Genomic DNA, 26,885 nt, shown 5'->3' with positions numbered 1-26,885 from the left:
CTTCGCGATGAACCCTGCCGCTCTGCTCAACATGTTCGGTCTGGCTGCCATCTGGGGCGCCAGTTTCCTGTTCATGCGCCAACTGGTGCCGGCCATCGGGGTGATGCCGACGGCGTTCTTCCGGGTGTTTCTCTCGGCCATCGGCCTGGTGGTGATCATGCTGGCGCTGCGCGCGCGCTGGGAGTTTCGCGGCAAGCTGGTGCGCCTGCTGCTGATCGGCGTGATCGCTTCCGGCATCCCGGTGCTGATGTACAGCCTGGCGGCGCAGTTTCTGCCCGCGGGGTATTCGGCGATCTTCAACGCCACCACGCCGCTGATGGGCGTGCTGATCGGCTCGTTGTTCTTCGGCGAGGCACTCACCGGCGGCAAGGCTCTTGGCGTGCTGCTGGGTTTGGCGGGCGTAGCGGTACTGACCCGTGCCGGGCCCGTTCCCTTCGATTCCCAGGTGCTCTGGGGGGCCACGGCGTGCCTGGTGGCGACGACCTGCTACGGCTTCGCCGGCTACTTCACCAAGCGCTGGATCAACGACCAGGGCGGCCTGGACTTCGCCGTCTCGGCCCTGGGCAGCCAGGCTGGCGCGACCCTGTGCCTGCTGCCGTTCTTCCTCGGCACCAGCCTCGACATGCCGCTGGCGCCGCTGGCCGAACCGAAGATCCTGCTGGCGCTGGCCGGGCTGGGCTTTCTCTGCACCTCCTTCGCCTACGTCCTGTACTTCCGCCTGCTGGCGAGCATCGGCCCGCTGAAGACCATGACGGTGACCTTTCTGATTCCGCCGTTCGGCGTGTTCTGGGGCGTGCTGCTGCTGGATGAGTCGCTGTCCTGGGCGCACCTGCAGGGTGGCGTGCTGATTGCGCTGGCGCTGTGGCTGGTGCTTAGGCCGGCGCCGCAGCCGAAGGTGGAGGCGGCGGGTTGAGGCTTAAGAGCTGAGGCGTTCGCTGATAGAGCGTGCCGATGGGTCTCCCTCTCCCCAGCCCTCTCCCTGAAGGGAGAGGGAGCTGTCCTCTGCACTCTCTGAGAGCGGAGTTTTTCCTGTTATCGCAGGATTGCTAGAACCTTCCAGGCGACGCAGAACAGTCCCCTCTCCCTTCAGGGAGAGGGTTAGGGAGAGGGGACAGTCCGCGCGCAGGACTATCAGTTATCCACAACCCGCACGGCCCCGGCGTCCCGCGCTGGCGCTGCCTGGCGGAACACCAGCATCAACCCCACCACGATCAGCCCCATGCCCAGCAGGCCGAGTGCGGACAGGCGATTGCCGAACACCGCGTAATCCATCAGCGCCGTGACCGCCGGCACCAGGTAGAACAGGCTGGTGACGTTGACCAGGTTGCCCGCCGCGATCATCCGGTAGAGCAGCACGGTGGCCAGCACCGAGACCATCAGGCCCATCCACAGCGCGCTGAGGATGAACGCCGCATTCCACTCCACGTGCAGCGGCTGGAAAGGCGCCACGCCGATGCACAGCGCCAGCCCGGCCATGTACTGCAGGGGCAGGGTGCCCAGCGGGTTCTCGCGGATGTTCTTCTGCAGGATCGAGCCGCCGGTGATCGACAGCAGCGCCAGCAGGCAGCAGGCCAGGCCGGCGAAGGTCAGGCCCGACAGCCCGATGCTCTGGTACACCACCATCACCAGCCCGCTCAGGCCCAGTGCGAGCCCGCCCAGGCGCGGCGCCGAATGCCGGCGTTCGAGCAGGAAGCTGGTCAGCATCGGCTGCACGCCGAGCACCGTGGCTATGACGCCGGGGGTGACGTGCAGGTCCAGCGCCATCAGGTAGAAGATCGGGTAGATGCCCAGCATCACCAGGCCGGTGAGCACGGCGTGGCGCACCTGCCTGCGCTCGCGCGGCCAGCGCAGGCCGATCAGCGGCGAGAGGATCAGCAGCGCCACCAGCGCGGTGCCGAAGCGGGCGATGAGGAAGACCATCGGCGAAGCATGGGCCAGGCCCCACTTGCTGATGATCGCGGCGCTGCTCCACAGCAGCACGAACAGGGAGGTGCTGGCCAGGGCGGCCAGGGACGAGCGGTTGAGCGAAATCATGCAATGCACCTGTCGTCAGGCAGATCACGACCGGCCTTCGATGGCCGGACACATACCGGGAGCCGCGTCAGTTGTGCGCGGAAAACCAGGCGATGGAAACAGCGTGTGGCGTCAGAAGCTCACGCCGGGTGGCGGGTAGGCCGCACCGGGAGGCGGAGGCGACGCGACAGCGACGACAGGGGGCGGAGGAGGGCAGGCCGCGCCCGCACCCGCGCCGCAAGCCGGGGAGGCTGCAACGTTGATTGCCGGATCGGGCAATGGGTATCGGGACATGGAAGGCGAACCTTGTTGAGTGGGGCAGCATTGGCGCTGCGTGGGCTGACTATAGCGGGCTTCGCGCGAGGGCGCGAGCCTTGTGCGAGTCGCGCGGCAAAGCGCGACTTGCGCGACGAAAACGACAACGCGCGGCCGGGGCCGCGCGTTGTCAGGCAAGGGTGATGCTTACTTGCCGGTCTTGATGGTGTTCCAGGTGCGGGTACGCACGCGGTCGATCTTCATCGGCATGGATTCGAGGGCGAACAGCTTGGCCATCTTGTCCTGCGGCGGGTAGATCGCCGGGTCCGCCTTGATCGCCTTGTCCACCAGCGCATCGGCAGCCAGGTTGCCGTTGGCGTAGTGCACGTAGTTGCTCACGCCGGCCATGACTTCCGGGCGCAGCAGGTAGTTCATGAAGGCGTAGGCGGCTTTCTCATCCGGCGCGTCGTTGGGCATGGCGACCATGTCGAACCACAGCGGCGAGCCTTCCTTCGGCGTGGAGTACTGGATTTCCACGCCGTTCTTGGCTTCCTTGGCGCGGGTGGCGGCCTGCAGGATGTCGCCGGAGAAACCGACGGCTACGCAGATTTCGCCGTTGGCCAGGTCGCTGACGTACTTGGAGGAGTGGAAGTAGCGGATGTACGGACGCACCTTGAGCAGCGCTTCCTCGGCCTTCTTGTAGTCATCCAGCTTCTGGCTGTGATGCGGCAGGCCCAGGTAGTTCAGGGTGATCGGCAGCAGCTCGGGGCCGTTGTCCAGCACCGCTACGCCACACTTGGCCAGCTTCTCCATGTACTCGGGCTTGAAGAAGATGTCCCAGGAGTCGATCGGCGCGTTGTCGCCCAGCACTTCCTTGATCTTCGCCGGGTTGTAGCCGATGCCGGTGGTGCCCCACAGGTAGGGGAAGCCGTGCTCGTTACCCGGGTCGTTCACTTCCAGCGCCTTCATCAGCACCGGGTTGAGGTTCTTCCAGTTCGGCAGCTGGCTCTTGTCCAGCTTCTTCAACGCGCCGGCCTGGATCTGCTTGGCCATGAAGTGGTTCGACGGCACCACGATGTCGTAACCGGATTTGCCGGTCATCAGCTTGCCATCGAGGGTCTCGTTGCTGTCGTAGACGTCGTAGGTCGCCTGGATGCCGGTTTCCTTGGTGAAGGTCGGCACGGTGTCCGGGGCGATGTAGTCGGACCAGTTGTAGATCTTGACGTTATCGGCCTGGGCGGCGCCGGCGGCAACGGAGAGGGAGAGTGCAAGGGTGGAGAGCAACGGGGCGGAAATTTTCATTCTTGTGTTCCTGACAACGGTGCGGAAAGCCCGGGCCATCCGCGAAAGATGGGCGACGCTTCGTCGCGGGCTGCGCAAGAATTAACCATTTTGCCGGAACATGGCGAGGGGCCATGGCTGCCTGCGGGTCCGCAGACAGCGCACGTGACTCGAGCCGCACCGATTCGGAACGGCAGGTAGGAAACCGCCCCGCAGAGGGGCGGAATAGAGCTTACTGGACCAGTTCCTGGTCCTCGAACAGGCCGTCGAAGAGCATGGTGGAGAGGTAGCGCTCGCCCGAGTCGGGCAGCACCACGACGATGGTCTTGCCCTGCATGTTCGGCTCTTCGGCGAGCTTCACCGCGGCGGCCATGGCGGCGCCGCTGGAGATGCCGCAGAGGATGCCTTCTTCCTGCATCAGGCGCAGGGCCATGTTCTTGGCGTCTTCGTCGGCGATGGTGGCGACGCGGTCGACCAGGGACAGGTCGAGGTTCTTCGGCACGAAGCCGGCGCCGATGCCCTGGATCTTGTGCGGGCTGGGCTTGATCTCTTCGCCGGCCAGGGCCTGGCTGATCACCGGCGAGGTGACCGGCTCGACGGCCACCGACAGAATCGGCTTGCCCTTGGTGTTCTTGATGAAGCGCGACACGCCGGTGAGGGTGCCGCCGGTGCCGACGCCGGCCACCAGCACGTCGACCGCGCCATCGGTGTCGTTCCAGATTTCCGGGCCGGTGGTCTTTTCGTGGATCGCCGGGTTGGCCGGGTTGTCGAACTGCGCCGGCATGAAGTACTTCGCCGGGTCGCTGGCGAGGATTTCCTCGGCCTTGGCGATGGCGCCCTTCATGCCCTTGGCCGGCTCGGTCAGGACGATCTCGGCGCCCAGTGCCTTGAGCACCTTGCGGCGTTCCAGGCTCATGGAGGAGGGCATGGTGAGGATCAGCTTGTAGCCACGGGCAGCGGCGACGAAGGCCAGGCCGATGCCGGTGTTGCCGGAGGTCGGTTCGACCAGGGTCATGCCGGATTTCAGGCGGCCGCTGGATTCGGCATCCCAGATCATGTTGGCGCCGATCCGGCACTTCACCGAGTAGCCCGGGTTGCGCCCTTCGATCTTGGCCAGGATGGTGACGCCGCGCGGGGCGATGCGGTTGATCTGGACCAGCGGCGTGTTGCCGATGGACTGCGCGTTGTCGGCGAAAATGCGGCTCATGATGCGTTCCTTAGGTTCGGAGCTGTGCAGACCCAGCAGCCTATGCCCGGCGGGCTTCGTAGTCCAGTCGGCGCACCCGGCTCACTAGGGCTGCGCGTCGCTGAAGATGGCCTCGATGCTCAGGCCGAAGACCCGGGCTATACGAAAGGCCAGCGGCAGGCTGGGATCGAACTTGCCACTCTCGATGGCGATCACGCTCTGCCGCGAAACCTGCAGTTGCAGGGCGAGGTCCTGCTGGCTCCAGCCGCGTTCGGCGCGCAATGCCTTGAGGCGATTGTGCATGGTTGCTCCTTTCTCGGATCGGTCAGGCGAAGCGCCGGCGCAGCAGCACCACGGCAACGCCGTAGGCGGCCCAGAACAGCGGGAAGGCGAGGATCACCGGGAAGCGCGGCCAGGCGGCGTACTGCTCGAGGAAGCCCCAGGCGCTGAACAGCCCGACTACCACGCCGCCGGCCAGCATGGCGGCTCGGGACAGCAGGAAACGCAGGAATTCGTCCGGCTCGCTGCGCAGGTAGCGGTCGAACACGTAGAGCATCGCCAGCAGCGGCAAAGCCGGAGAGGCGGCGGCCAGGACGCGCAGGGCATAAGGCAGCTGCTGCAGGTCCAGCCCCCAGCTGATCAGCGCGACCAGGGCGGAGTAGAGGAGCATCAGGGCGGCGCAGGACAGGGTGTAGCGGCGCAGGGCGGGATTCATCGCGGTCTCCTTGTGATGTAAAGCGAACTTAACATCGGGGTGTCTTCGATGTAAAGCAAACTTGTCATCGGCAGGCCATTTGCGATCAGTCATCCCCTGACCCGCCATTCAATGACTGAATGCCGCGTCTGCGTTCACACTCGCCTTGGCTGCGCGGTATAGTCGCAGCTTGTCCGACCATTCGCCCGGCCCGGCAGAGCGCCCGGCCCGCATCGTTCGAGGATTCACCGATGAAGTTCGAAGGCACCCAGTCCTACGTCGCCACCGACGACCTCAAGCTGGCGGTCAATGCCGCCATCACCCTGCAGCGCCCGCTGCTGGTGAAAGGTGAGCCGGGCACCGGCAAGACCATGCTCGCCGAGCAACTGGCGGAGTCCTTTGGCGCCAAGCTGATCACCTGGCACATCAAGTCCACCACCAAGGCCCACCAGGGGCTCTACGAGTACGACGCGGTCAGCCGCCTGCGCGACTCGCAGCTGGGCGTGGACAAGGTCCATGACGTGCGCAACTACATCAAGAAGGGCAAGCTCTGGGAGGCCTTCGAGGCCGAGGAGCGCGTGATCCTGCTGATCGACGAGATCGACAAGGCCGACATCGAGTTCCCCAACGACCTGTTGCAGGAACTCGACAAGATGGAGTTCTTCGTTTACGAGACCAACGAGACGATCAAGGCCAAGCAGCGCCCGATCATCATCATCACCTCCAACAACGAGAAGGAGCTGCCGGACGCCTTCCTGCGCCGCTGCTTCTTCCACTACATCGCCTTCCCCGATCGCGAGACCCTGCAGAAGATCGTCGATGTGCACTACCCGAAGATCAGCGGCACGCTGGTCAGCGAGGCGCTGGACATCTTCTTCGACGTGCGCAAGGTGCCGGGCCTGAAGAAGAAGCCCTCCACCTCCGAACTGGTGGACTGGCTGAAGCTGCTGATGGCCGACAACATTGGCGAGGCCGTACTGCGCGAGCGCGACCCCACCAAGGCCATCCCGCCGCTGGCGGGCGCCCTGGTGAAGAACGAGCAGGATGTGCAGTTGCTCGAACGCCTGGCCTTCATGAGCCGCCGCGCTTCGCGCTGAATCTGACCAGCTCTTCGTAGGATCGAGGGGGACGCCTAGTCCTTGCTCGCGAACAGACTTCCTAGCAGGGCTCGTTCGCGAGCAAGCTCGCTCCTACAAAAGCACTAGCTTCACGAGAGGACGCAGCCATGCTGCTCAACCTGTTCAACGAAATGCGCGCGGCCAAGGTGCCGGTGTCGGTGCGCGAGCTGCTCGACCTGATCGATGCGCTCAAGCACCGCATCGTGTTCGCCGACATGGACGAGTTCTACTACCTCGCCCGCACCATCATGGTGAAGGACGAGCGCCATTTCGATAAGTTCGACCGGGCCTTCGGCGCCTACTTCAAGGGCCTGGACAAGCTCGACGACCACCTCAAGGCGCTGATCCCCGAAGAGTGGCTGCGCAAGGAATTCGAGCGCCTGCTGACCGACGAGGAGCGCGCGCAGATCCAGTCCCTCGGTGGTCTGGACAAGCTCATCGAGGAGTTCAAGAAGCGCCTCGAAGAGCAGAAGGAACGGCACGCCGGCGGCAACAAGTGGATCGGCACCGGCGGCACCAGCCCGTTCGGCTCCGGCGGCTTCAATCCCGAGGGCATCCGCGTCGGCGACGCCGGCAAGCGCCAGGGCAAGGCCGCCAAGGTATGGGACCAGCGCGAGTACAAGAACCTCGACGACCAGGTAGAGCTGGGCACGCGCAACATCAAGATCGCCCTGCGCCGCCTGCGCAAGTTCGCCCGCGAGGGCGCGGCGGAAGAGCTGGATATCGATGGCACCATCGACCACACCGCCAAGGATGCCGGCCTGCTCAACATCCAGATGCGTCCCGAGCGGCGCAACACCGTGAAACTCCTGCTGCTGCTGGATATCGGCGGTTCCATGGATGCCCACGTGAAGGTCTGCGAGGAGCTGTTCTCGGCTTGCAAGACCGAGTTCAAGCACCTGGAGTACTTCTACTTCCACAACTTCATCTACGAGTCGGTGTGGAAGAACAACCTGCGTCGCTCCAGCGAGCGCACCGCCACCTTCGACCTGCTGCATAAATACGGGCCGGACTACAAGGTGGTGTTCGTCGGCGACGCCGCCATGGCGCCCTACGAGATCACCCAGGCCGGCGGCAGCGTCGAGCACTGGAACGAGGAAGCCGGCTACGTGTGGATGCAGCGCTTCATGGAGAAGTACAAGAAGCTCATCTGGATCAACCCGTACCCGAAGGACACCTGGAACTACACCGCCTCCACCGGTCTGGTGCGCGAGCTGGTGAAGGAGCAGATGTTCCCGCTGACCCTGAGCGGCCTGGAAGAGGGCATGCGTTTCCTCTCCCGCGGCTGATCCGTTCAGCGCCAGGACGGTGCACCCGCACCGTCCCGGTGTCCGCAAAGGTAACCCTGCAGCCGGGCAGGAAATCTCCCGCCCGGCGTCGCAAGCCCCGCCCCGTGGGGATCGATACGGCCACACTGAGTGGCCGGCACGCAACTTGCCTCCCCCCAGACCTGCGCCGGTCGCGGTAACATCCGCTGGCGCGCCGTAGCGTCTACGATGGGCATCGAATGAATCCTCTGACCTTCTCCCGCTCCACCTGGCTCAACTCCCTGCACATGACCTCGCTGACCGTCGCGCTGATGGAGTCCGAGGGGCACAGCCGCGAGTCCATCCTCGAGGGCAGCGGCATCACCGGCGACGACCTGCTCGACCTGCGCCGGCTGGTCAGCCCCTGGCAGGAACAGCAGGTCTTCGGCAACGTGCAGAACCTCGCTGGCGAGGCGGCCCTCGGCCTGCGCCTGGGCGTGCGCACGCGGATCACCGCCTACGGCCTGCTGGGCTATGCGCTGATTTCCGCGCCGACCCTGGGCGAAGCATTGCGCATCGGCCTGAGCTACCCGGTACTGCTGGGCACCTACTTCCACCTCGCGCTGGAAGTGGACGGCGACATGGCCTGGCTGGTCGCCACCGGCTACGGCGAAGAGGAGGATATGCGCCCGTTCAACACCGAGCTGTGCCTGGGCTCGCTGAAGGTGGCCTGCGCCGACCTGCTCGGCCAGCCGTTGCCGCTGGTGCGCGCCGAGTTCGATTACGCCGGCCCGGCCGAGCGCCGCGCCGCCTACGCCACGCTGTTCGGCTGCCAGCTGGATTTCGATTGCGCGCGCAGTGCCATCGGTTTCCCCGCGAGCTGGCTGAACATGCGTCTGCCGCTGGCCGACGCGGTGACCCACCGCGAGATGCTCGAACAGTGCCGCCGGCAGAACATCGACCTGGCCGCGCGCCGCGCCTGGCTCGACAAGGTGCGCGCCATCCTTGGCGAACGCCTGCAGGAACCGCCGGGCCTGGAGGAGCTGGCGCGGCGCCTGAACTGCTCCTCGCGCAGCCTGCGCCGGCACTTGCAGCAACAGCAGACCAGCTACCAGCAACTGCTCGACGAGCTGCGTTTCGCCCGCGCTAAGGAACTGCTGCAGGACGGCGACATGCCGATCTACCGTATCGCCGAGGAGCTCGGCTTCAGCGAAACTGCCAGCCTGCGCCATGCCTTCCAGCGCTGGAGCGGCCAGCCGCCGAGCCACTTCCGGGCATAACCGAACGGTCGTGAATTCCGCGCGAAATTGTCGCAGATCAAGGATCGCCCCGGTCTGACAGGCATAGCCTTCAGGGATCCCACAAGGAAACCCTCGAGGGCCTCATCATGGCCAAGAAATTCCCGCTCAATCCGCCGCACCCCGAGCGTATCTGCTGGGGCTGCGACCGTTACTGCCCGGCGACCAACCTGGCCTGCGGCAACGGCGCGGACCGCACCATGCACCCGGCCGAGATGCTCGGCGATGACTGGTACCAGTTCGGCGACTGGGGCATCGAGGCGCCCAATACGATTCCTGCCGTGCAGCTGGAGCCTTCCAGCCAGCAGTGACCCGCGCCCTTGCGGCGCCGGAAAAAAGAAAGCGCGCACTCCCTCCCCGGAGTGCGCGCTTTCGCGTCATCAGCCCTTGTTCGGGGTGATGCCGTAGGTCTTCTGGAAGCGCGCGATCAGCGCGTCCGGCTTCTTCTCTTCCTTCTGCATCAGGTACACCACGCGCTCGCCGTTGGGGCCGCTGGCGATTTCGGTGTGGCGGAAGATCGGTTCGCCCAGGCCGTTCATGTCGACCATGTCGCCGTAGCGCTGGGCCACGTAGATCACGCCGTCCTTGCGGATTTCACCGTAGAAGCCGGCAGCCGGCGGCAGGCTCTGCTTGAGGAACTGGTAGCCGGCGATCTTCTTCACATCCTTGCCCTGGTCCTCGGCGCGCACGACCAGCACGACGTCCTGGCCGAACTTGTCCTTCTCGCCGACTGCCTTGGTGTAGGTGGTCTTGCCGGTCACCAGGTAGTCGCGGTAGACGTTGGCGTCATCGAATACGTAGAGGGTCGACTCGGTACGCACCAGGTACCAGTCGTCGTTGTTCGGTGTGGCTTCCTTGCTGGCGACCTGCTGTTGGCCGGCGCAGCCCGCGAGGGCAGCGACGAGCAGGGCGAGAGATGCAGCTTTGTTGGCGTTTTTCTTGTTGAACATCTGGGGGCTTCCCTGGGGTTGAAAGCCTGCGAGTTTCAACGGGGCGCATAACGGATTGATGACGGCAAAATGACGAATTGTTTCGAAGCTGCAGCGCCCGGATTCCGGGCGCTGCAGCGCATATCGAGGCAATCAGGGGCGGGCTTCGAGGATCAGGTTGAACGGCGTTTCGGCGGCCCGGCGGAAGCGGCTGAAACCGGCCTCCTCGAACACCTTGCGCAGACGCGCCTCGCCGGCCTGGGCACCCAGCCCCAGGCCCACTTCCTGGGACAGCGAATTGGGCGTGCAGATGAAGGTCGAGGCGGCATAGAACAGCCGGCCGACCGGGTTCTGGTTGTCGTCCAGCTGGTCGTTGGCGAAGGGCTCCACCAGCAGCACCGTGCCGTCTGATTTCAGCGCCTGGCGCGCGTGCTGCGCGGCACCCACCGGGTCGCCCATGTCGTGCAGGCAGTCGAAGAAGCAGATCAGGTCGTAGTCGTTGCCGGGGTAATCCTTGGCGCTGGCGCGCTGGAAGCTGGCGCGCGCGGCGACTTCGGCCTGGCTGGCGCGCTGGTTGGCCACCTCGATGGAAGGCTGGTGGTAGTCGAAGCCGACGAAGTTCGACGCCGGGAAGGACTGCGCCATGACGATGGTGGAGGCGCCGTGGCCGCAACCGACGTCGGCGACCTGTGCGCCGCGTTCGAGCTTGCCGACCACCTCGTCCAGCGCCGGCAGCCACTCCGCGACCAGGTGCGCGCGGTAGCCGGGACGGAAGAACTTTTCGGTGCCGGAGAACATGCAGGGGTGGTGATCGCCCCAGGCCAGCCCGCCGTCGCCGCGCATGGCGGCGACCAGCTTGTCCTTGTCGTGGTAGAGCGCGGCCACCACCGAGGCGCCGCCGGCGACGTAGACCGGCGAGTCCTCGATGGCCAGCGCCATGGCCTGTTCCTCGGGCAGGCGGAAGTTGCCGTCCTGGTGCTCCATGTAGCCGGAGGCCGCGTGGGCGCTGAGCCACTCGCGCAGCAGGCGGGCATTGCAGCCGCTGCGTTCGGCCAGTTGCGCCGGGCTCAGCCACTGGCCGTCGGCCATGGCTTTGTAGAGGCCCAGTTCCTCGCCCAGGATGATGTTGGCGAGCATCGCCGCACCACCCATGTCGGTGACCAGCTTGCCCATGAATTCGTTGAGTCTGGCTTCGTCCATCGCGCAATCTCCCGTGCGCCGCAGCGGGGAGGCCCGGCGGCAACCGAGGAAGGAAGGCGGCAGGCGGCGGTGCCGGGTGCCGCGACGGGCGCCGGCCAACGGCGGGCACGCGCGCTGCGGGCGCAACGCAAACTCCCGCGCGGGACTGTTGCGCGAAGGCCGGCGAGGCGGCTGCCGCGCCGGCGTAACCCCTTCATTCTACGGCGATGGATTCGGCCCGGCGGCGTCGCCGACTTGCGGTGCCGCAGGCTCGTCGGCGCCCTGGCCGCGGAGCAGTTGCGGCCGCTGCAGGATCAGGTTCTGCGGTGTGCTCAGGCTGATGCCAGCTTCGCGCAGGCCGCTGAAGATGGTGAACAGCAGGTCGCTCTTGGTCGAGTACACCGCACGCGGGCTGCTGACGTTGCCCGAGGCGGCCAGGGTCAGGCCGGTGGCGTTCAGGTCCTTGAAGGTCACCGACGGGGCCGGGGTCTCGACGATGTTCTCGTGCTCCGTATAAGCCTTGAGCATCAGCTCGCGGACCTTCTGTACGTCGGTGTCCAGCGGCAGCGTGAGGTTGATGCCGACCACGCCCAGCGCACTGCCCATGGTCACGTTGCGCACGTTCTGCGAGATGAACTGGGAGTTCGGCACGATGACCGTGGACTGGTCGGACATCTGGATTTCCGTGGCGCGCACGTTGATCCGTCGGATATCGCCCTCCACGCCGCCGGTCAGGCTGACCCAGTCGCCCACCTTCACCGGGCGCTCGGTGAGCAGGATCAGGCCGGAGATGAAGTTCTGCACGATGGCCTGCAGGCCGAAACCGATACCCACCGACAGGGCGCTGACCACCCAGGTCAGGCTGGTGAGGTTGATGCGCAGCGCCGAGAGCACCAGCAGCACCAGGATGACCATGCCGATGTAGCCCACCAGGGTCACCAGCGAGGCGCGCATGCCGGCGTCCATGCTGGTTTCCGGCAGCAGCTCCTCGGCCAGCCAGCGCTTGAGCATGCGCAGGCCCAGCAGGCCGGCGGCCAGGGTGCCGAGTGCCAGCAGGATGTCCTGCGGGACGATGTTCAGGCGGCCCAGCGACTGGCCGCTCTCCACCAGTTGCACGAGGCCCTGGAGCAGCTCGCCGGGGCTGATTCCGGAGGTGGAAAAGGCGATCAGCAGGGTGGACAGCACCAGCAGCGTGCGCCCGGCGCCGGTCAGCAGGGTGGCGAACTGCGCCTGGTGGCGCGGATCGACGCCGAGGTTCTCGGCCAGTCGCTCACCGATTGGCTGGCGCGGCGACAGCAGCGCCTCGCAGAGGTCGGCGAACAGCGTCGTCAGCAGGTAGCCGGTGGCGCACACCACGCTGGCCCAGAGCAGCTTGCCGGCGAGAAAGTAGGCCAGGGACAGGTAGCCGCTGATCAGCGTGAGGACGATCAGCAGCACGGTGATCAGGATCGCCAGGACGATGATTCCGGCCAGCGGCGCGGCCTCATGTTCCTTGGCTTCACGCCGGGCGCGGCGGTAGCGGTACAGGGCGATACCGTAGAGCAGGGCGGTGCTCAGGGCGGTGATGCCGTTGACCGCCACGGTGAGGGCAAGGCTGGCGCCGCTGGAGCTGTTGATGCGGTCCACGGTGCCCAGCACCAGCAACACCCAGGCGATCAGCCAGGGGAAGGGGGAGAGGGCGGTGGCCACCGGGTCGGGCAGGTCCGGCAGGCGCCAGGAGGGGCGCTGCACGGCCAGCAGCGCGCGGCCCAGGCCGGCGGTGAAGGTGCAGAAGATCACCAGCGAGAGCATCTGGTCACCCAGGTTGGCCATGTTGCCGCTGAGTTGCTCGTGCCAGTTCATGCCCTCGTGGATCAGCGTGGCGCCGCCACCCAGGGTCAGGATGGTCGCCAGGCTCACCGAGAGCGCCAGGGCGCTGCGGCGCAGGCGGCCGACCGGTATCCAGCGGATCATCGCCTTGGTCAGCAGCTGTTCGAGCAGGCGCCGGCCGGGAATCCACAGCAGCGCCGCGGCGAGCATGGAGGCTATGAAGGGCCAGCGGTGCTCAGGCTGCCAGGTCGTCGCGAAGGCGTTGTCGATCTGCGCGCGCATGCCCTGCAGGCGCGCCATATCATCGTCGGTGGGGCGGATCAGGTTGGACCAGAAGCGCGGGCTCAGCGGCGGCGGGTAACGGGTAGCGATCTGCGAGTTGAACTGGCTGCGGCGCAGGTTGATGATCTGTGCGGCGAGGTCCTGGGCGTTCTTGTCCAGCTGGTTGGCTCGCTCCAGCTGCTTTTGCAGGTCCTTCTGCGCATCGGTCAGGTCGTTGCGCTGGCGGGTGAGGCTTTCGGCTTCGTTGGGCGTGACCGGGCCGAGCACCTTGAGCTGGTCCTCGGTACGCGACAGCGCCGAGCCAATGTCGGTGGCGTTCTGTTCCGCGCGGGCCTGTACGGCCAGCGCGGACTGCCGCAGGTTCGACAGCAGACCATCGTCACTGTCGGCGGAGACACGCTGGCGGATCAGTTCCAGGCGGGCGCCCAGTTGCTCGACGCCAGCATCCTCGGGCAGGTCCGGCAGCTGGATGGAGTCGCCGGCCTGGACGTCGGTCGGTTCGTCCGCCAGCGCGGCGCCAACGCCGGCCAGCGACAAGGTCAGCATCAGCAGCACGCGGCTGCAGGCGCGTACGAAGGTTTCCCGCATCTTCCCCCATCCTGTGGTCAAAACCCTTGATGATGTTCGACCGGTCCACGGCCGCGACAATTCCCTGAGCATAGCGCCGCTGCGGTGGGACTTTGCCGGGTGAAAGCGGATAATCAGCGCATGCAGATGGTTAAAGGTCAGAAATTCTGGCCATATCGATCCCCTTTTGGCCGCTCCCGCTGTTTTGCGCGAGGCAGTCGCTGGGCAGAATTCCCTATCACCGGACAACAAGAATCCTTCAGAGGGTACTCCCATGCTTACCGTGTACAGCGATGATCACCGCCTGCATTTCGGCCAGTCCGAACTGGTCGACGGCAAACTCCAGCCCTGCTTCGAGATGCCCAGCCGCGCGGACACCGTGCTGGCCCGCGTGAAGTCGCAGAACCTGGGCGAAGTCATCGAGCCCAGGGACTTCGGCATGGAGCCGATCCTGCGCGCGCACAACACCCGCTACGTCGAATTCCTCAAGGGCGCCTGGGCCCGCTGGGCGGCCGAAGGCCACACCGGCGACCTGGTTTCCACCACCTTCCCGGGTCGCCGCCTGCTGCGTGACGGCCCGATCCCGACGGCGCTGATGGGCGAAGTGGGCCACTACAGCTTCGACACCGAGGCGCCGATCACCGCTGGCACCTGGCAGGCCGTGTACAGCTCGGCCCAGGTCGCGCTGACCGCCCAGGACCACATGCGCCAGGGCGCCAGCACTGCCTTCGCGCTGTGCCGTCCGCCGGGCCACCACGCCGGCAGCGACTTCATGGGCGGCTACTGCTTCCTGAACAACGCCGCCATCGTCAGCCAGGCCTTCCTCGACCAGGGCGCCAAGCGCGTGGCCATCCTCGACGTGGACTACCACCACGGCAACGGCACCCAGGACATCTTCTACCGCCGCAATGACGTGCTGTTCGCCTCGATCCACGGCGACCCGCTGGTGGAGTACCCGTACTTCCTCGGCCACGCCAACGAGCACGGCGAAGGCGCCGGCGAGGGCTACAACCACAACTACCCGCTGCCCCATGGCACTGGCTGGGACGGCTGGTTCGCCGCGCTGGACGACGCCTGCCGGAAGATCGCCGACTACGCGCCGGACGCGGTGGTTGTATCGCTGGGCGTGGATACGTATAAGGACGACCCGATTTCCGAGTTCAAGCTGGACAGCCCGGACTACCTGAAGATGGGCGAGCGCATCGCCGCACTGGGGATTCCGACCCTGTTCATCATGGAAGGCGGTTACGCGGTGGAGGCCATTGGCGTCAACGCGGTGAACGTGCTGCAGGGCTACGAAGGCGCTGCACGCTGAAGGACAGAATCGGGCGGATGAGAATCCGCCCGATTGCATTTCATTGCTCGCAACCCTTTTTGTTTAGTGGTCACAGTGCGAGCGCATCCAGCTGGGGAAGGACATGAACAAGAATATCGCGCTGAGCGGCCTGCTCGCCGCCGCCACCCTCGTCACGGCCAGCGTCGCCAGCGCTGCGCCGGAAGTGCGCATCTACAACTGGTTCGACTACATCGGCCCGGACACCCTCAAGGGCTTCCAGGGCGAAACCGGCATCAAGCCGCAATACGACGTCTACGACAGCAACGAAGTGCTGGAGGCCAAGCTGCTTTCCGGGCACTCGGGCTATGACGTGGTCGTGCCCAGCGACAGCTTCCTCCCCAACTACCTCAAGGCCGGCGTGTTCCAGCCGCTGGACAAGAGCAAGCTGCCGAACTGGAAGAATCTCAATCCCGCACTGCTCAAGGTGCTGGAGAGCAAGGACCCGGGCAACCAGTACGTGATGCCCTACATGTGGGGCACCAACGGCATTGCCTACAACGTCGACAAGGTCAAGGCGGTGCTCGGCGACGACGCGCCGGTGGACTCCTGGGACCTGGTGTTCAAGCCGGAGAACCTCGCCAAGCTGAAATCCTGTGGTGTGGCCTTCCTCGATTCGCCCACCGAGGTGATCCCGCAGGTCCTGCATTACCTGGGCCTGTCGCCCAACAGCCACAACCCGGACGACTACAAGAAGGCCGAGGAACTGCTGGCGAAACTGCGCCCGAACATCACCTACTTCAGCTCCTCGAAGTTCGTCACCGACCTGGCCAACGGCGACGTCTGCGTGGCCCTGGCCTGGTCCGGCGGCGCGATGCAGGCTGCCAACCGCGCGAAAGAGGCGGGTAACGGCATCCACATCGAGTACCGCATTCCCAAGGAAGGCGCCGCTGCCTGGTTCGACGTGCTGGCGATTCCGAAGGACTCGAAGAACGTCGAGCAGGCCCACGCCTTCCTCAACTACCTGCTGCGCCCGGAAGTGGTCGCGCCGATCTCCGACTACGTCGCCTACGCCAACCCCAACCAGGCGGCGGACGGGCTGATCTCGAAGGAGCTGCACGACAACCCCAACGTCTACCCGCCGGCGGATGTGCAGGCCAAGCTGTTCTCGGTGGAAATGCTGCCGCCGAAACTGGAGCGCATCCGTACCCGCACCTGGACCCAGGTGAAATCCGGGAAATAATGTCGCAGATGGCTGGCTGAACAGCGGATTACCGTTGGCGGCCGGCTGGCGCGAGCTGGCATGATCGGCGGACTTTCTTCGAGGAAGTCCGCCGATTGTTCTTTCGGCTTCCCGATTCCTGACTTTTGCTGCCGAGCCTTGCCATGAATTCCCAAGCCAACCTCGTCGAGCGCAAGGGCGCCGACGCTTTCGCCATCCAGGTCATGACCGGCCTCTGCGTGATCTGGGGCATCCAGGCGGTGATGGTGAAACTTGCCGCGCCGGATATCGCGCCAATCATGCAGGCCTTCGGGCGCAACCTGGTGGCGGCCGTGGCGGTGGGCCTGATCATGTGCTGGCGCGGCGGCTGGGAAGGCTTCCTGCGCCAGGGCACGCTCAAGGGCGGGCTGCTGGCCGGCGTGCTGTTCGCCGCCGAGTTCTTCTTCATTGCCCAGGGGCTGGTCTATACGTCGGCCTCGCACATGGCGGTGTTCATCTACACCGCACCGATCTTCTCGGCGCTGGCGCTGCATTTCTTGTTGCCCAGCGAGCGCCTGCGGCCGCTGCAATGGATCGGCATCGGCGTGTGCTTCGGCGGTATTGCGATGTGCTTCGGCGGTGGCTTCGACTTTGCCAACCTGGACAGTCGCATGCTGCTGGGCGATGCCTTCGGCGTGCTCGCCGGGTTCGCCTGGGGCATGACCACGGTGGCGGTACGCACCACGCGACTGTCCGAGGCGAAACCGATCCTGACGCTGTTCTATCAGCTGCTGATCGCCGCGCTGTTGCTGCCCTTCGCCGCGCTGGCGCTGGGCAAGACCCATGACGTCAGCTTCACCGCCGTCGGCGTGGGCAGCGTGCTGTTCCAGGGGCTGGTGGTGTCGTTCTTCAGCTACTTCACCTGGTTCTGGCTGCTGCGCCGCTACCTGGCGTCGAACCTGGCGGTGTTTTCCTTCATGACGCCGATGTTCGGCATCGCCTTCGGCGTACTGATCCTCGGCGAGCCGCTGACCCTGAACTTCGTCGCGGGCGCCGCGCTGGTGCTCGCGGGTATCACGCTGGTGAGCAGCGAACAGTGGATTCGGCGGATGCTTCGCCGTTGATGTGGGAATTGTCGTGCTCTTGATTCAGGTCAGGCGCTGCGGCGAGGGAAGGCGATAGTCTTTGTTGCAAGGAGTGAGTGGCACGGGCGGAGAGTGGGACGCCGGGCTATTCTTCCTAGGGCGGCCCATGGTGGTAACGGGTCGCCCGACCTGAATTCGAACGAGGAGGCATTCCATGAAAGTCTGGCTGCAAAGCGTTGCGTGGAAACTCGGTGTCGCGCTCGGCCTGATCGAGCCTCCACGTCTGCAACCCATCCCCATCCGCAGCGACGAGCAACGTCGCCTGATGGAGCAACGCCGGCGCTATTGATAACGCCCGCGTTACCGCAAAAGAAAAACCCGCCAGCTGGCGGGTTTTTTCATGCCGGTCATTCGTGGGTCTTGAACCAGTCGTCGATCATCGTCTTCAACCTCTCCCCGGAAAAACTCTCGAAGTGCCCGCCGTGTACGGTGCGCACCGGCAACTCGCGCAGGCGCGCGAGGCTCGCGGCGTAGTCGTCGAGGTTGGAGTGGTAGGCGTCCTCGATCAGCGGGCCGTCGTAGATGATGTCGCCGGAGAACAGTGTCTGCGTCTTCTCCTCCCACAGGCTGATGCCGCCCGGGGAATGGCCGGGGGTGTGCAGCACCTGCAGGGTGCGGTCACCGAGGTCGAGCACGTCGCCTTCATCGATGGTGCGGGTCGCCGGCGCGGCCCTGACGCGGTATTCGGCGTAGCACAGCGGGCAGTCCGGGTGGGCGTCGAACATCTCGTCGTCGACGAAGGCGGTGGCCAGGGTGCGCTCGCCGTCGGGGCTGGCGAGGATGTCGGCTTCGGCCGGGTGTACCAGGCGTTCGTCGAACTCGTGGTGGCCGGCAATGTGGTCGAAGTGGGTGTGGCTGGCCACGGCCAGCAGCGGGCGGTCGGTGAGCCAGGGGAGCTGCTCGCGCAGGCTGACCAGGCCGGAGCCGCTGTCCACCAGCACGTCGCGCTCGCGGCCCTGGATGTGCCACATGTTGCAGCGGTAGAAGGGGCGGACGTAGGGCTCGTGGATCAGGCTGACACCGTCATAGCAGTGACGGACCTCGAACCAGCGGTCGCGGGTGACGATCTTCATGAGTCGGGTTCCGGGTGGGATGCGCGGCGCGTCCGGCGCGCGGATCTCGGGTGACTGTGGGTTCACCCTAACCTCTCCCAGAGGGAGAGGGAACCGTTCGGAACCTTGGGGGGGAGTGACCGGCGCCGGTAGCTGCGCCAGACACCCGGCTCCGCGCGTTTCCCGCTCCCTCTGGGAGAGGGCAGGGCAGCGGGGCGGGTTGTGGATAACCCACCCTGCGTAGCGAGCGTAGGGCGAATAACCGCTTGCGGTTATCCGCCGATGGCCGTGGTGCGATGGCCGATGGCGGATAACGCTGGCGCGTTATGCGCCCTACATGGACTTACGCTCAGGGCGCGAAAGGCGCCGCTTCCATCACTTCCACGATCAGCGGGCGGTCGCTCGGTGCGGTGCGCAGCAGCTCCTGCAGATGGTCGTAGTCGCGGGCGCGCTCGGCGGCGCAGCCGAAGCCCCTGGCGATGGCGAGGAAGTCCGGGGTGTAGATGTCCACGCCCAGCGGGGTGATGTCGCGGCGTTCCATGTAGCGCTTGATCTCGCCGTAGCCATGGTTGTTCCACAGCAGCACGACGATGCCCACCTTGGCTTCCACGGCGCTGGCCAGTTCGGTCATGGTGAACTGCAGGCCACCGTCGCCCATCAGGCTGATCACCGGGCGGCCTGGCTCGCCGAGCTTGGCGCCGATGGCTGCCGGCAGGCCATAGCCCAGGGTGCCGTAGCCGGTGGAGGCGTTGAACCAGCGGCGGCCGCCGTCCAGTTCCACCAGGTGGTTGCCGCTGTAGACGGTCTGGGTCGAGTCGCCGACGAAGCGGGCGTCGGGCAGCACTTCGAGGATCTTGTCGAACAGGGTGCGGTAGTGCGCCCTGCCGCTGAAGTCCTCGGCCAGTTGCGCGCGCACCTTGGCCGCGCGCTGGGCGCCGGGGCTGCTGGCGTCGGCCTCGCGGGCCGGCAGCAGTTCCAGCAGGGCGCGCATGGCGGTGCGGGCGTCGGCCTGGATGGCGATCTGCGGGGCGAAGTTGCGCATCAATTGCTGCGGGTCGATGTCGATGCGGATCAGCTCGCCGCCGATCTTGAAGTTGCCGTCGAACACCACGTCGTAGTCGGTCTCGCCCAGCTCGGTGCCGATGGCCAGCACCACGTCGGCTTCCAGCGCCAGTTCACGGACCGGGATCAGCGACTGGTTGCTGCCGATCAGCAGCGGGTGGTCCGGCTGCAGCAGGCCCTTGGCGTTGATGGTCTGCGCGGTCGGCGCGTCGAGGGCGATGGCCAGGGCGCGGGCTTCGGCCTGGGCGGCGACGCAGCCACCGCCGAGCAGCAGCAGCGGCTTCTGCGCCTTGGCCAGCTTGGCGGCGGCTTCGTGCAGCGGCGAGCGCGCCGGGGCAGGGCGGGCCAGTTGCACGCGCGGCAGCACCTGCATGTGGTCGGCCGGGGCGGTGATGATGTCCAGCGGCAGCTCGATGTGCACCGGGCGCGGGCGCTCGCTGTCGAACACGGCGAAGGCGCGGGCCAGTACGGCGGGCAGTTCGTCGACGCTCATCAGGGTGTGGCTGAAGGCGCTGACGCCGGCCACCATCGCACGCTGGTTCGGCAGCTCGTGCAGGTAGCCGTTGCCGTGGGCCAGGCGCGAGCGCTCGTTGACGCTGGAGATCACCAGCATGGGGATGGAGTCGGCGTAGGCCTGGCCCATGGCGGTGAGGATGTTGGTCATGCCCGGGCCGGTGATGATGAAGCAGGTGCCCGGCTTGCCGGTGACGCGCGCGTAGCCGTCGGCCATGAAGCCGGCGCCCTGTTCGTGGCGCGGGGTGATGTGGCGGATGCCGCTGTGGGGCAGGCCGCGGTACAGCTCGACGGTGTGGACGCCGGGGATGCCGAAGACGGTATCCACGCCCCAGGCTTCGAGTTGCTTGACGAGGAATTCGCCGCAGGTGGTCATGGCAGTTCCTTAAATTTCGTGGGTGAGGTCATTGTCATAAAGCAAAAGGGCGCGGAGATCAGCTCGCCGCGCCCTCTCGCCTGGTGCAAGTGCTTATCAGGCCGCGTCGGCTACCGGCGCCGGGCGGGGCGACAGCAGGCTGACGACGATGAAGCTGACCAGGCCGATGGCCAGGCTGTAGTAGATCGGGGTGTTGGCGTCGAAGCCATCCTTGAGCATGAACACCAGCGCGGTGATAAAGCCCAGGGCCATGCTGGTGATGGCGCCGGCGGTGGTGGCGCGCTTCCAGTAGATGGCGCCGATCAGCGGGATCAGCATGCCGCCCACCAGCAGGTTGTAGGCCAGGGTCAGGGCGCTGATCACGTCGTTCACCACCAGGGCGATACCCAGGACCACGACACCGGTGAGCAGGGTGCAGATGCGGTTCAGGCTCAGGCGGGTGGAGCGCTGGCCGGTGAAGATCGGCAGCAGGTCTTCGGTGATGGTGGTGGAGGCGGCGAGCAGGCCGGCGCTGGCGGTGGACATCATCGCGGCCAGGGCAGCGGCGATCACCAGGCCACGGATGCCGTCCGGCAGGGCGGACTGGACGATGGCGGCGAAGGCGTTGTTGACGTTGTCCAGGTCAGGCAGCAGGACCTTGGCGCACATGCCGATCAGCGCGCCGACCAGGCCGTAGATCACGCAGTACACGCCAGCGGCGGTGCCGGCGTACTTGGTGACCTTCTCGTCGCGGGCGGTGAACACGCGCTGCCAGATGTCCTGGCCGATCAGGATGCCGAAGAAGTAGATCAGGAAGTAGGTGATGATGGTGTCGTAGCCGATGGTGTGGAAGCTGAAGGCGGATGCCGGGAGCTTCGCCACCAGTTCGTCCCAGCCGCCCACGCGGTGCAGGCAGATCGGCAGCAGGATGAACATCAGGCCGACGGTCTTGATGATGAACTGCACGATGTCGGTCAGGGTCAGCGACCACATGCCGCCGATGGTGGAGTAGATCACCACGACGCCACCGCCCAGCAGCACGGACACCCAGAACGGCAGGCCGAACAGGACCTGCATCACGGTGCCGATGGCCAGGGTGGAAACCACGCCGATCATCAGCGCGTAGGCGAACATGATCACCGCCGAAGCCTGGCGGGCCATGGGGTTATAACGACGCTCCAGGACCTGGGTGACGGTGAAGATGCGCAGCTTGAGCAGCGGCTTGGCGAGGAACAGGTTCAGCGCAATGATGCCGGCGCCCAGAGCGGCGCACAGCCAGAAGCCGGAGATGCCATGGACGTAGCCCAGGCGCACGGTGCCCACGGTGGAGGCGCCGCCCAGTACGGTGGCGGCCATGGTGCCCATGTAGAACGCCGGGCCGAGGTTGCGGCCGGCCACGAGGTAGTCTTCGTGGGTCTTGGCGCGGCGCATGCCGTACCAGCCCAGCCACAACATGCCAGCGGCATATATCAGTACGACGATCAGATCTAACGCCATGGTCGGCTCCTCACACTTGCATTGTCATTGTTGCCGCGCGCTTGTGGCGTGCGGTAGGGCATCGGACCGGCGGCAACCGGTCCGATGGGGGCTTTCAGGTGGTGCGTTTCGCGTCAGGTCGCAAGGCCCGGATCAGGCCGTCGGCTCGCTGATGCTGCGAACCGGGCGGTCATGGCTGCCGACCCAGCGCGGACCCTTGGGGCCGTAGACGCCAGCGGGTTCCGGGAAGGTGCGCAGCAGGGCGACGTAGAGCAGGGCGGCCATGCCGAGGGTGACCGGCAGGCTGATGTCGATGCCGCCGGCCAGGTTGCCCAGCGGGCCGACGAACTGGCCCGGCAGGTTGACGAAGCACAGGCCCATGGCCGCGCTCGGGATCCACGCACCCATGCCGCGCCAGTTCCAGCCGTTGTGGAACCAGTAGGCGCCGCCTTCCTGACCGCGGGTGAACACCTGCAGGTCGTCGGCGTGGTAGAAGCCACGGCGGATCACCAGGCCGAGGATCATGATCACCATCCACGGGCTGGTGCAGGTGATGATCAGCACGGCGAAGGTGGACACGCTCTGCACCAGATTCGCGGCGAAGCGACCGATGAAGATGAAGGCGATGGACAGCAGGCCGATCAGCAGGGTGGCCTGCACGCGGTTGAGCAGGCGCGGGAACACGCTGGACATGTCCAGGCCGGTGCCGTACAGCGAGGTGGTGCCGGTGGACATGCCGCCGATCACCGCGATCAGGCACACCGGCAGGAAGAACCAGCTCGGCGATACAGCCAGCAGGCCGCCGACGTAGTTGTTCTGGGCGATGTAGTCCGGCGCGTTGACGGCAACGATGGTGGCGGTGGCCAGGCCGAACAGGAACGGGATCAGGGTCGCCAGCTGGGCGCAGATCACCGCCAGCATGATGCGCTTCTGCGAGGTCTGGCGCGGGATGTAGCGCGCCCAGTCACCGAGGAAGGCGCCGAACGACACCGGGTTGCTCATGGCCAGCAGGGCGGCGCCGATGAAGGCAGCCCAGAAACCTTCGCTGCCCATCTGCACGGTGCCGGCGTAGCCAGCATCGAAGGGGCCTGCGAAGGCGAACAGGCCGAGCAGGAACAGCAGGCTGGCGGCCCATACGGCGATCTTGTTGACCATCAGCATGAAGCGGAAGCCGTAGATGCAGACGATCAGCACCAGCACGGCGAACAGACCGTAGGCCAGGCCCAGGGTCAGGTCGGTTTCCGGCAGGTCGAACAGGCGCTTCGCGCCACCGATCAGCGCATCGCCCGAGCTCCACACGGAGAGCGAGAAGAAGGCGACGGCGGTGAGCAGCGACAGGAACGAGCCGACGATCCGCCCGTGCACGCCGAAGTGGGCGCCCGAGGAGACCGCGTTGTTGGTGCCGTTGAGCGGGCCGAACAGGCCCATCGGTGCGAGGATCAGCGAGCCGACCAGAACGCCGAGGACGATGGCCCAGACGCCGGCCTGGAACGACAGCCCGAACAGAACCGGGAAGCTGCCGAGCACGGCGGTGGCGAAGGTGTTGGCGCCACCGAAGATCATGCGGAACAGGTCGGTGGGCGTGGCGTTGCGCTCGCTGTCCGGGATCTGTTCGACCCCGAATGTCTCGATCGTTGTGATTGCGTGTGCGTTGTTCTTGTTATCCATGACTTCCTCCCGGGGAGCCCTGTCTTTATGGCGTCGGCGACGGTGACAGGTGCTCGTGTGTGGCCAGCCAGCGGCCCTGTTTCGGATCACGGCGGAAGACGATGGTCTCCCGTTCGTGGTTCAGGCTTTCCTCTCCCTGGATGCGCAGCCGCGTGGCGACGTCGTGGCAGAACACCGCCACGTCTTCGCCCTGCAGGCTCACAAAGGTGTTGCTCGAAAGGCAGTCAAGGACCTCGAAACCATCGTCACGCAGCCAGCCTTCCCACACCTCGCGGTAAGCCGCGCGCGACAGCAGCGGCTGCGGCCAGGTGTGGAAGATGAAGGAGGCGTCTTCGCTGAAGGCGGCGAAGTAGGCTTCGGTGTCGGTGCGCGCGAAGGCTGCCACGAGAACGCGGGCAGCCTCCAGCACCTGTGCTACGCAGGCGTCGTTATTCATGTATGTGCTCGTGCGCGCTTAGCGGCGCTCTACGCCCGGGAGGATGCAGAGCATTTCGTAGAGCAGGTTGGCGCCGAGCAACGAGGTGTTGCCGGTGGTGTCGTAAGGCGGGGAGACCTCGACCAGGTCGCAGCCGATGATGTCCAGGCCCTGGCAGCCACGGACGATCTCGATCGCCTGGATGGTGGTCAGGCCGCCGATCTCCGGGGTGCCGGTACCGGGCGCCCAGGCCGGGTCGATGCCGTCGATGTCGAAGGACAGGTACACCGGGCCGCCGCCGACTTTCTCGCGGACTTCGGCCATCAGCGGTTCCAGCGACTTGTGCCAGCACTCTTCGGCCTGCACCACGCGGAAGCCCTGCTTGCGGCTCCAGTTGAAGTCTTCGGCGGTGTAGCCCTGCGCACGCAGACCGATCTGCACCACGCGGTCGCAGTCCAGCAGGCCTTCTTCCACCGCGCGGCGGAAGGTGGTGCCGTGGGCGATCTTCTCGCCGAACATGTGGTCGTTCACATCGGCGTGGGCGTCGATGTGGACCAGGCCGACCTTGCCATGCTTCTTGTGGATGGCACGCAGGATCGGCAGGGTGATGGTGTGGTCGCCGCCCAGGGTCAGCGGGAGGATGCCGTGGTCGAGGATCTTGTCGTAAGCCTCCTCGATGATGCGCACCGCTTCCATCAGGTTGAAGGTGTTGATCGCCACGTCACCGATGTCGGCAATGTTCAGCGAATCGAACGGCGCGGCGCCGGTGGCCATGTTGTACGGACGGATCATCACCGACTCGGCGCGGATTTCGCGCGGCCCGAAACGAGTGCCGGAGCGCAGGGAAGTACCGATGTCCAGGGGCACGCCGACGAAGGCGGCGTCGAGCTCGTTGAGCTCTTCGGGGGACTGGATATGCGGCAGGCGCATCATGGTGGCGATGCCGCCGAAACGCGGCATTTCGTTACCGCCCAGGGGCTGGTGAAGTTTCTTGTCCATGGGGAGGGCCTCAGGCTGATCGCTGTCTTCGTGGAAACAGGCTTGTTGAATACTGAGGGTCGATTCTCATCAGAGCGGGTAGTGGAAAAAATCGCTGGCTACAAATAATCACTTCAGAGTTTTCTAAACTAATGAGGGTCGCTAGACTGCGCCACCTTGCCGCGGCAGACGGCCCGCCGGGCTTGTGGCCTGCGGTTCCTGAATAGATAGCTGGCTTGCTATCATCCGTTTTTCAGGTACAGAAAGTACTGAACTAGAGCGGCCCGGCCGCGGTTTTGCGGAGTCATCATGAGCGCGAGCGCACTGCCCGACGTCAAACTGCTGCGGATTTTCGCCTGTGTGGTGCGCAGCCAGGGCTTCGCCGCCGCCCAACAGGAACTCAACCTGTCGACCTCGGCGATCAGTACCTACATGAGCCAGCTGGAGAACCAGCTGGGCATCGTGCTCTGCCACCGCGGCCGCGGCGGCTTCGGCCTGACCAGCAAGGGCGAGCTGTTCCACCAGGAAACCCTGCGCATCCTCGGTGAACTGGAAGGCTTCGAGCGCTACGCCGCGACCCTCAAGGGCGAGCTGCGCGGCACCCTGAACCTTGGCGTACTGGACTCCACCGTAAGCGACCCGGCGCTGCCGCTGGCCGACGTGATCGGCTCCTTCAGCAGCCTGCACCCGGCGGTACACCTGCACCTGCAGGTACAAAGCCCCTACGAGCTGCAGCTGGCGGTGCTGGACAATCGCCTGGACCTGGCCATCGGCTCCTTCTTCAGCCGGATGAACGGCCTGGTCTACCAGCCTCTTTATAGAGAGCAGCACTGGCTGTACTGCAGCGACCGCCACCCGTTGTTCGACGGCCGGCGCATCCCCGCCGAGCTGATCACCCAGCAGCGCATGGTCGGCCGTGGCTACTGGAGCCAGGCGGAACTGGCGCGCCACGGCTTCAAGCACAGCGCCGGCACCGTGGAGAGTATGGAGGCGCAGCTGATCCTGATCCTCTCCGGCGGCTACATCGGCTACCTGCCCGAGCACTACGCGCACCCCTGGGTGGAGCAGGGCCGCCTGCGCGCGCTGCTGCCGGCGACCTTCGGCTACCAGGCGCCGTTCTCGCTGATCCTGCGCCGCGGCCGCTCCCGAGAGCCGCTGATCCAGAACTTCCGCGACCTGCTGCGCACCCAGCCGAGCCAGCCATGAGCCGCGCCCGCTGTCCGCGCTGCGAGCGCCCGCTGAACCACTGCCTGTGCGCGCTGATCCCGCACCTGAACAACCGCACCCGCGTACTTCTGCTGCAGCACCCGAGCGAAGTCGGGCATGCGCTGAACACCGCGCGCCTGGCTGCCCTTGGCCTGGCCAATGCCGAGTTGCGGGTGGGCGAGGATTTCAGCGATCTGGACCTGTCCGCCTGGGATGCCTGGCTGCTGTTCCCCGGCGACTCTGCCGTGGCGGTGGCCGAGCTGGCCGCGCAGCCTGTGGCTAAGCCGCGCCTGCTGGTGGTGCCCGACGGCACGTGGCGCAAGGCGCGCAAGCTGCTGCACCTCAACCTGAACCTCGCGGCGCTGCCGCGGGTGGTTCTTCCGGACGGGCTGACTTCGCGTTACCGCCTGCGCAAGGCGCCGGCCGAAGGCGCGCTGTCGACCATCGAGGCGGTGGCGTACGCACTCGATGCGCTGGATGCGCCGCAATCGCATGCCGACCTGCTGCGCCCGTTCGATGCGCTGATCGAAGGGCAGATCGCCGCCATGGGCGAAGAGACCTTCCAGCGCAACCATGGGCTGCGTAGCTCGTAGTCGATGGCGGACCTTGTCCGCCATCGCGTGCGTGGCACGCTCCTACAGTCGGGTGTCGTGCAGGAGCGTGCCATGCACGCGATCCGCTGG

The 26,885-nt window shown here is 65.9% G+C and carries 25 protein-coding genes; 11 read left to right on the top strand and 14 right to left on the bottom strand.

The window, feature by feature from the left end:
• Window positions 1–7 precede the first annotated feature (7 nt).
• Window positions 8–913, top strand: coding sequence for a DMT family transporter (locus tag J2T47_RS05450; RefSeq protein WP_253443200.1), 906 nt, complete (start codon window positions 8–10; stop codon window positions 911–913).
• A gap of 218 nt (window positions 914–1,131) precedes the next feature.
• Here J2T47_RS05450 and J2T47_RS05445 read toward each other — a convergent pair whose 3' ends face one another.
• The 5 genes from J2T47_RS05445 to J2T47_RS05425 all read right to left on the bottom strand — a co-directional run bounded on the left by J2T47_RS05445 (window position 1,132) and on the right by J2T47_RS05425 (window position 5,450).
• Complete coding sequence (locus tag J2T47_RS05445; protein ID WP_253443198.1) at window positions 1,132–2,034, bottom strand: DMT family transporter; 903 nt, start codon at window positions 2,032–2,034, stop codon at window positions 1,132–1,134.
• 441 nt (window positions 2,035–2,475) lie between these two features.
• The gene (locus J2T47_RS05440) at window positions 2,476–3,570 is read right to left on the bottom strand and encodes a polyamine ABC transporter substrate-binding protein (protein ID WP_253443196.1); all 1,095 of its coding nucleotides are present in this window, start codon (window positions 3,568–3,570) and stop codon (window positions 2,476–2,478) included.
• Between the two features lie 211 nt (window positions 3,571–3,781).
• Window positions 3,782–4,756 carry a cysteine synthase A gene (gene cysK / locus J2T47_RS05435; protein ID WP_253443194.1) on the bottom strand — a complete coding sequence of 325 codons (975 nt, stop codon included), beginning with the start codon at window positions 4,754–4,756 and terminating at the stop codon, window positions 3,782–3,784.
• 84 nt (window positions 4,757–4,840) lie between these two features.
• Entirely contained in the window at window positions 4,841–5,038 is a 198-nt protein-coding gene (locus J2T47_RS05430) for a helix-turn-helix transcriptional regulator (RefSeq protein WP_253443192.1), read from the bottom strand.
• A gap of 22 nt (window positions 5,039–5,060) precedes the next feature.
• The gene (locus J2T47_RS05425; protein ID WP_253443190.1) at window positions 5,061–5,450 is read right to left on the bottom strand and encodes a hypothetical protein; all 390 of its coding nucleotides are present in this window, start codon (window positions 5,448–5,450) and stop codon (window positions 5,061–5,063) included.
• 230 nt (window positions 5,451–5,680) lie between these two features.
• Here J2T47_RS05425 and J2T47_RS05420 point away from each other — a divergent pair, with 230 nt between their 5' ends.
• The 4 genes from J2T47_RS05420 to J2T47_RS05405 all read left to right on the top strand — a co-directional run bounded on the left by J2T47_RS05420 (window position 5,681) and on the right by J2T47_RS05405 (window position 9,403).
• Entirely contained in the window at window positions 5,681–6,526 is an 846-nt protein-coding gene (locus J2T47_RS05420; RefSeq protein ID WP_015476360.1) for an AAA family ATPase, read from the top strand.
• Between the two features lie 128 nt (window positions 6,527–6,654).
• A complete protein-coding gene (locus J2T47_RS05415; RefSeq protein ID WP_138212713.1) occupies window positions 6,655–7,836 on the top strand; it encodes a vWA domain-containing protein in 1,182 nt (393 codons plus the stop codon).
• Between the two features lie 218 nt (window positions 7,837–8,054).
• Window positions 8,055–9,074: an AraC family transcriptional regulator gene (locus J2T47_RS05410; RefSeq protein ID WP_253443188.1), complete on the top strand. Its 1,020-nt coding sequence runs from the start codon at window positions 8,055–8,057 to the stop codon at window positions 9,072–9,074.
• A 107-nt stretch (window positions 9,075–9,181) separates the two neighbouring features.
• On the top strand, window positions 9,182–9,403 hold the full coding sequence (locus J2T47_RS05405) for a DUF3079 domain-containing protein (RefSeq protein WP_253443186.1): 222 nt from the start codon (window positions 9,182–9,184) through the stop codon (window positions 9,401–9,403).
• Window positions 9,404–9,472: 69 nt separating this feature from the next.
• Here the strand turns inward: J2T47_RS05405 and J2T47_RS05400 are convergent, their stop codons facing one another.
• The 3 genes from J2T47_RS05400 to J2T47_RS05390 form a co-directional block, all read right to left on the bottom strand.
• Complete coding sequence (locus J2T47_RS05400; protein WP_253443184.1) at window positions 9,473–10,042, bottom strand: hypothetical protein; 570 nt, start codon at window positions 10,040–10,042, stop codon at window positions 9,473–9,475.
• Between the two features lie 132 nt (window positions 10,043–10,174).
• Window positions 10,175–11,221 carry a class I SAM-dependent methyltransferase gene (locus tag J2T47_RS05395; protein ID WP_253443182.1) on the bottom strand — a complete coding sequence of 349 codons (1,047 nt, stop codon included), beginning with the start codon at window positions 11,219–11,221 and terminating at the stop codon, window positions 10,175–10,177.
• A gap of 198 nt (window positions 11,222–11,419) precedes the next feature.
• Window positions 11,420–13,879 (bottom strand): DUF3772 domain-containing protein, encoded by a 2,460-nt coding sequence (locus J2T47_RS05390; RefSeq protein ID WP_253443180.1) that lies wholly within the window; start codon window positions 13,877–13,879, stop codon window positions 11,420–11,422.
• A gap of 253 nt (window positions 13,880–14,132) precedes the next feature.
• Between J2T47_RS05390 and J2T47_RS05385 the strand changes: the two genes are divergently transcribed.
• The 4 genes from J2T47_RS05385 to J2T47_RS29185 all read left to right on the top strand — a co-directional run bounded on the left by J2T47_RS05385 (window position 14,133) and on the right by J2T47_RS29185 (window position 17,766).
• Window positions 14,133–15,173 carry a histone deacetylase family protein gene (locus tag J2T47_RS05385; RefSeq protein ID WP_253443178.1) on the top strand — a complete coding sequence of 347 codons (1,041 nt, stop codon included), beginning with the start codon at window positions 14,133–14,135 and terminating at the stop codon, window positions 15,171–15,173.
• Between the two features lie 103 nt (window positions 15,174–15,276).
• Window positions 15,277–16,374 carry an extracellular solute-binding protein gene (locus tag J2T47_RS05380; RefSeq protein WP_253443175.1) on the top strand — a complete coding sequence of 366 codons (1,098 nt, stop codon included), beginning with the start codon at window positions 15,277–15,279 and terminating at the stop codon, window positions 16,372–16,374.
• Between the two features lie 143 nt (window positions 16,375–16,517).
• Window positions 16,518–17,456, top strand: coding sequence for a DMT family transporter (locus J2T47_RS05375; RefSeq protein WP_253443173.1), 939 nt, complete (start codon window positions 16,518–16,520; stop codon window positions 17,454–17,456).
• A gap of 175 nt (window positions 17,457–17,631) precedes the next feature.
• Window positions 17,632–17,766 carry a PA1414 family protein gene (locus J2T47_RS29185; RefSeq protein ID WP_259753771.1) on the top strand — a complete coding sequence of 45 codons (135 nt, stop codon included), beginning with the start codon at window positions 17,632–17,634 and terminating at the stop codon, window positions 17,764–17,766.
• A 58-nt stretch (window positions 17,767–17,824) separates the two neighbouring features.
• Here the strand turns inward: J2T47_RS29185 and J2T47_RS05370 are convergent, their stop codons facing one another.
• The 6 genes from J2T47_RS05370 to speB form a co-directional block, all read right to left on the bottom strand.
• A complete protein-coding gene (locus tag J2T47_RS05370) occupies window positions 17,825–18,550 on the bottom strand; it encodes an MBL fold metallo-hydrolase (protein ID WP_253443171.1) in 726 nt (241 codons plus the stop codon).
• Window positions 18,551–18,878: 328 nt separating this feature from the next.
• Window positions 18,879–20,480, bottom strand: a complete 1,602-nt coding sequence (locus J2T47_RS05365; RefSeq protein ID WP_253443169.1) for a 5-guanidino-2-oxopentanoate decarboxylase — start codon at window positions 20,478–20,480, stop codon at window positions 18,879–18,881.
• 96 nt (window positions 20,481–20,576) lie between these two features.
• The gene (locus tag J2T47_RS05360) at window positions 20,577–21,956 is read right to left on the bottom strand and encodes a sodium:solute symporter (RefSeq protein WP_253443167.1); all 1,380 of its coding nucleotides are present in this window, start codon (window positions 21,954–21,956) and stop codon (window positions 20,577–20,579) included.
• A 132-nt stretch (window positions 21,957–22,088) separates the two neighbouring features.
• On the bottom strand, window positions 22,089–23,603 hold the full coding sequence (locus J2T47_RS05355) for a purine-cytosine permease family protein (protein WP_253443165.1): 1,515 nt from the start codon (window positions 23,601–23,603) through the stop codon (window positions 22,089–22,091).
• Between the two features lie 25 nt (window positions 23,604–23,628).
• Window positions 23,629–24,039 carry a YybH family protein gene (locus tag J2T47_RS05350; protein WP_253443163.1) on the bottom strand — a complete coding sequence of 137 codons (411 nt, stop codon included), beginning with the start codon at window positions 24,037–24,039 and terminating at the stop codon, window positions 23,629–23,631.
• An 18-nt stretch (window positions 24,040–24,057) separates the two neighbouring features.
• The gene (gene speB / locus J2T47_RS05345; RefSeq protein WP_015476374.1) at window positions 24,058–25,017 is read right to left on the bottom strand and encodes an agmatinase; all 960 of its coding nucleotides are present in this window, start codon (window positions 25,015–25,017) and stop codon (window positions 24,058–24,060) included.
• Window positions 25,018–25,305: 288 nt separating this feature from the next.
• On the opposite strand from speB, the gene J2T47_RS05340 reads away from it, so the two are divergent.
• Together J2T47_RS05340 and J2T47_RS05335 are read left to right on the top strand one after the other, a co-directional pair.
• Entirely contained in the window at window positions 25,306–26,202 is an 897-nt protein-coding gene (locus J2T47_RS05340) for a LysR family transcriptional regulator (protein WP_088416629.1), read from the top strand.
• Window positions 26,199–26,795 (top strand): tRNA-uridine aminocarboxypropyltransferase, encoded by a 597-nt coding sequence (locus J2T47_RS05335; protein WP_253443161.1) that lies wholly within the window; start codon window positions 26,199–26,201, stop codon window positions 26,793–26,795. Before J2T47_RS05340 ends, J2T47_RS05335 begins: the two co-directional genes overlap by 4 nt.
• Window positions 26,796–26,885 lie beyond the last annotated feature (90 nt).

This window comes from Pseudomonas nitroreducens, from assembly GCF_024170165.1.
GTDB lineage: Bacteria > Pseudomonadota > Gammaproteobacteria > Pseudomonadales > Pseudomonadaceae > Pseudomonas > Pseudomonas nitroreducens_C.
The sequence above is the reverse complement of the archived record's forward strand: the minus strand, read 5'-3'. Positions and strand labels throughout refer to the sequence as shown.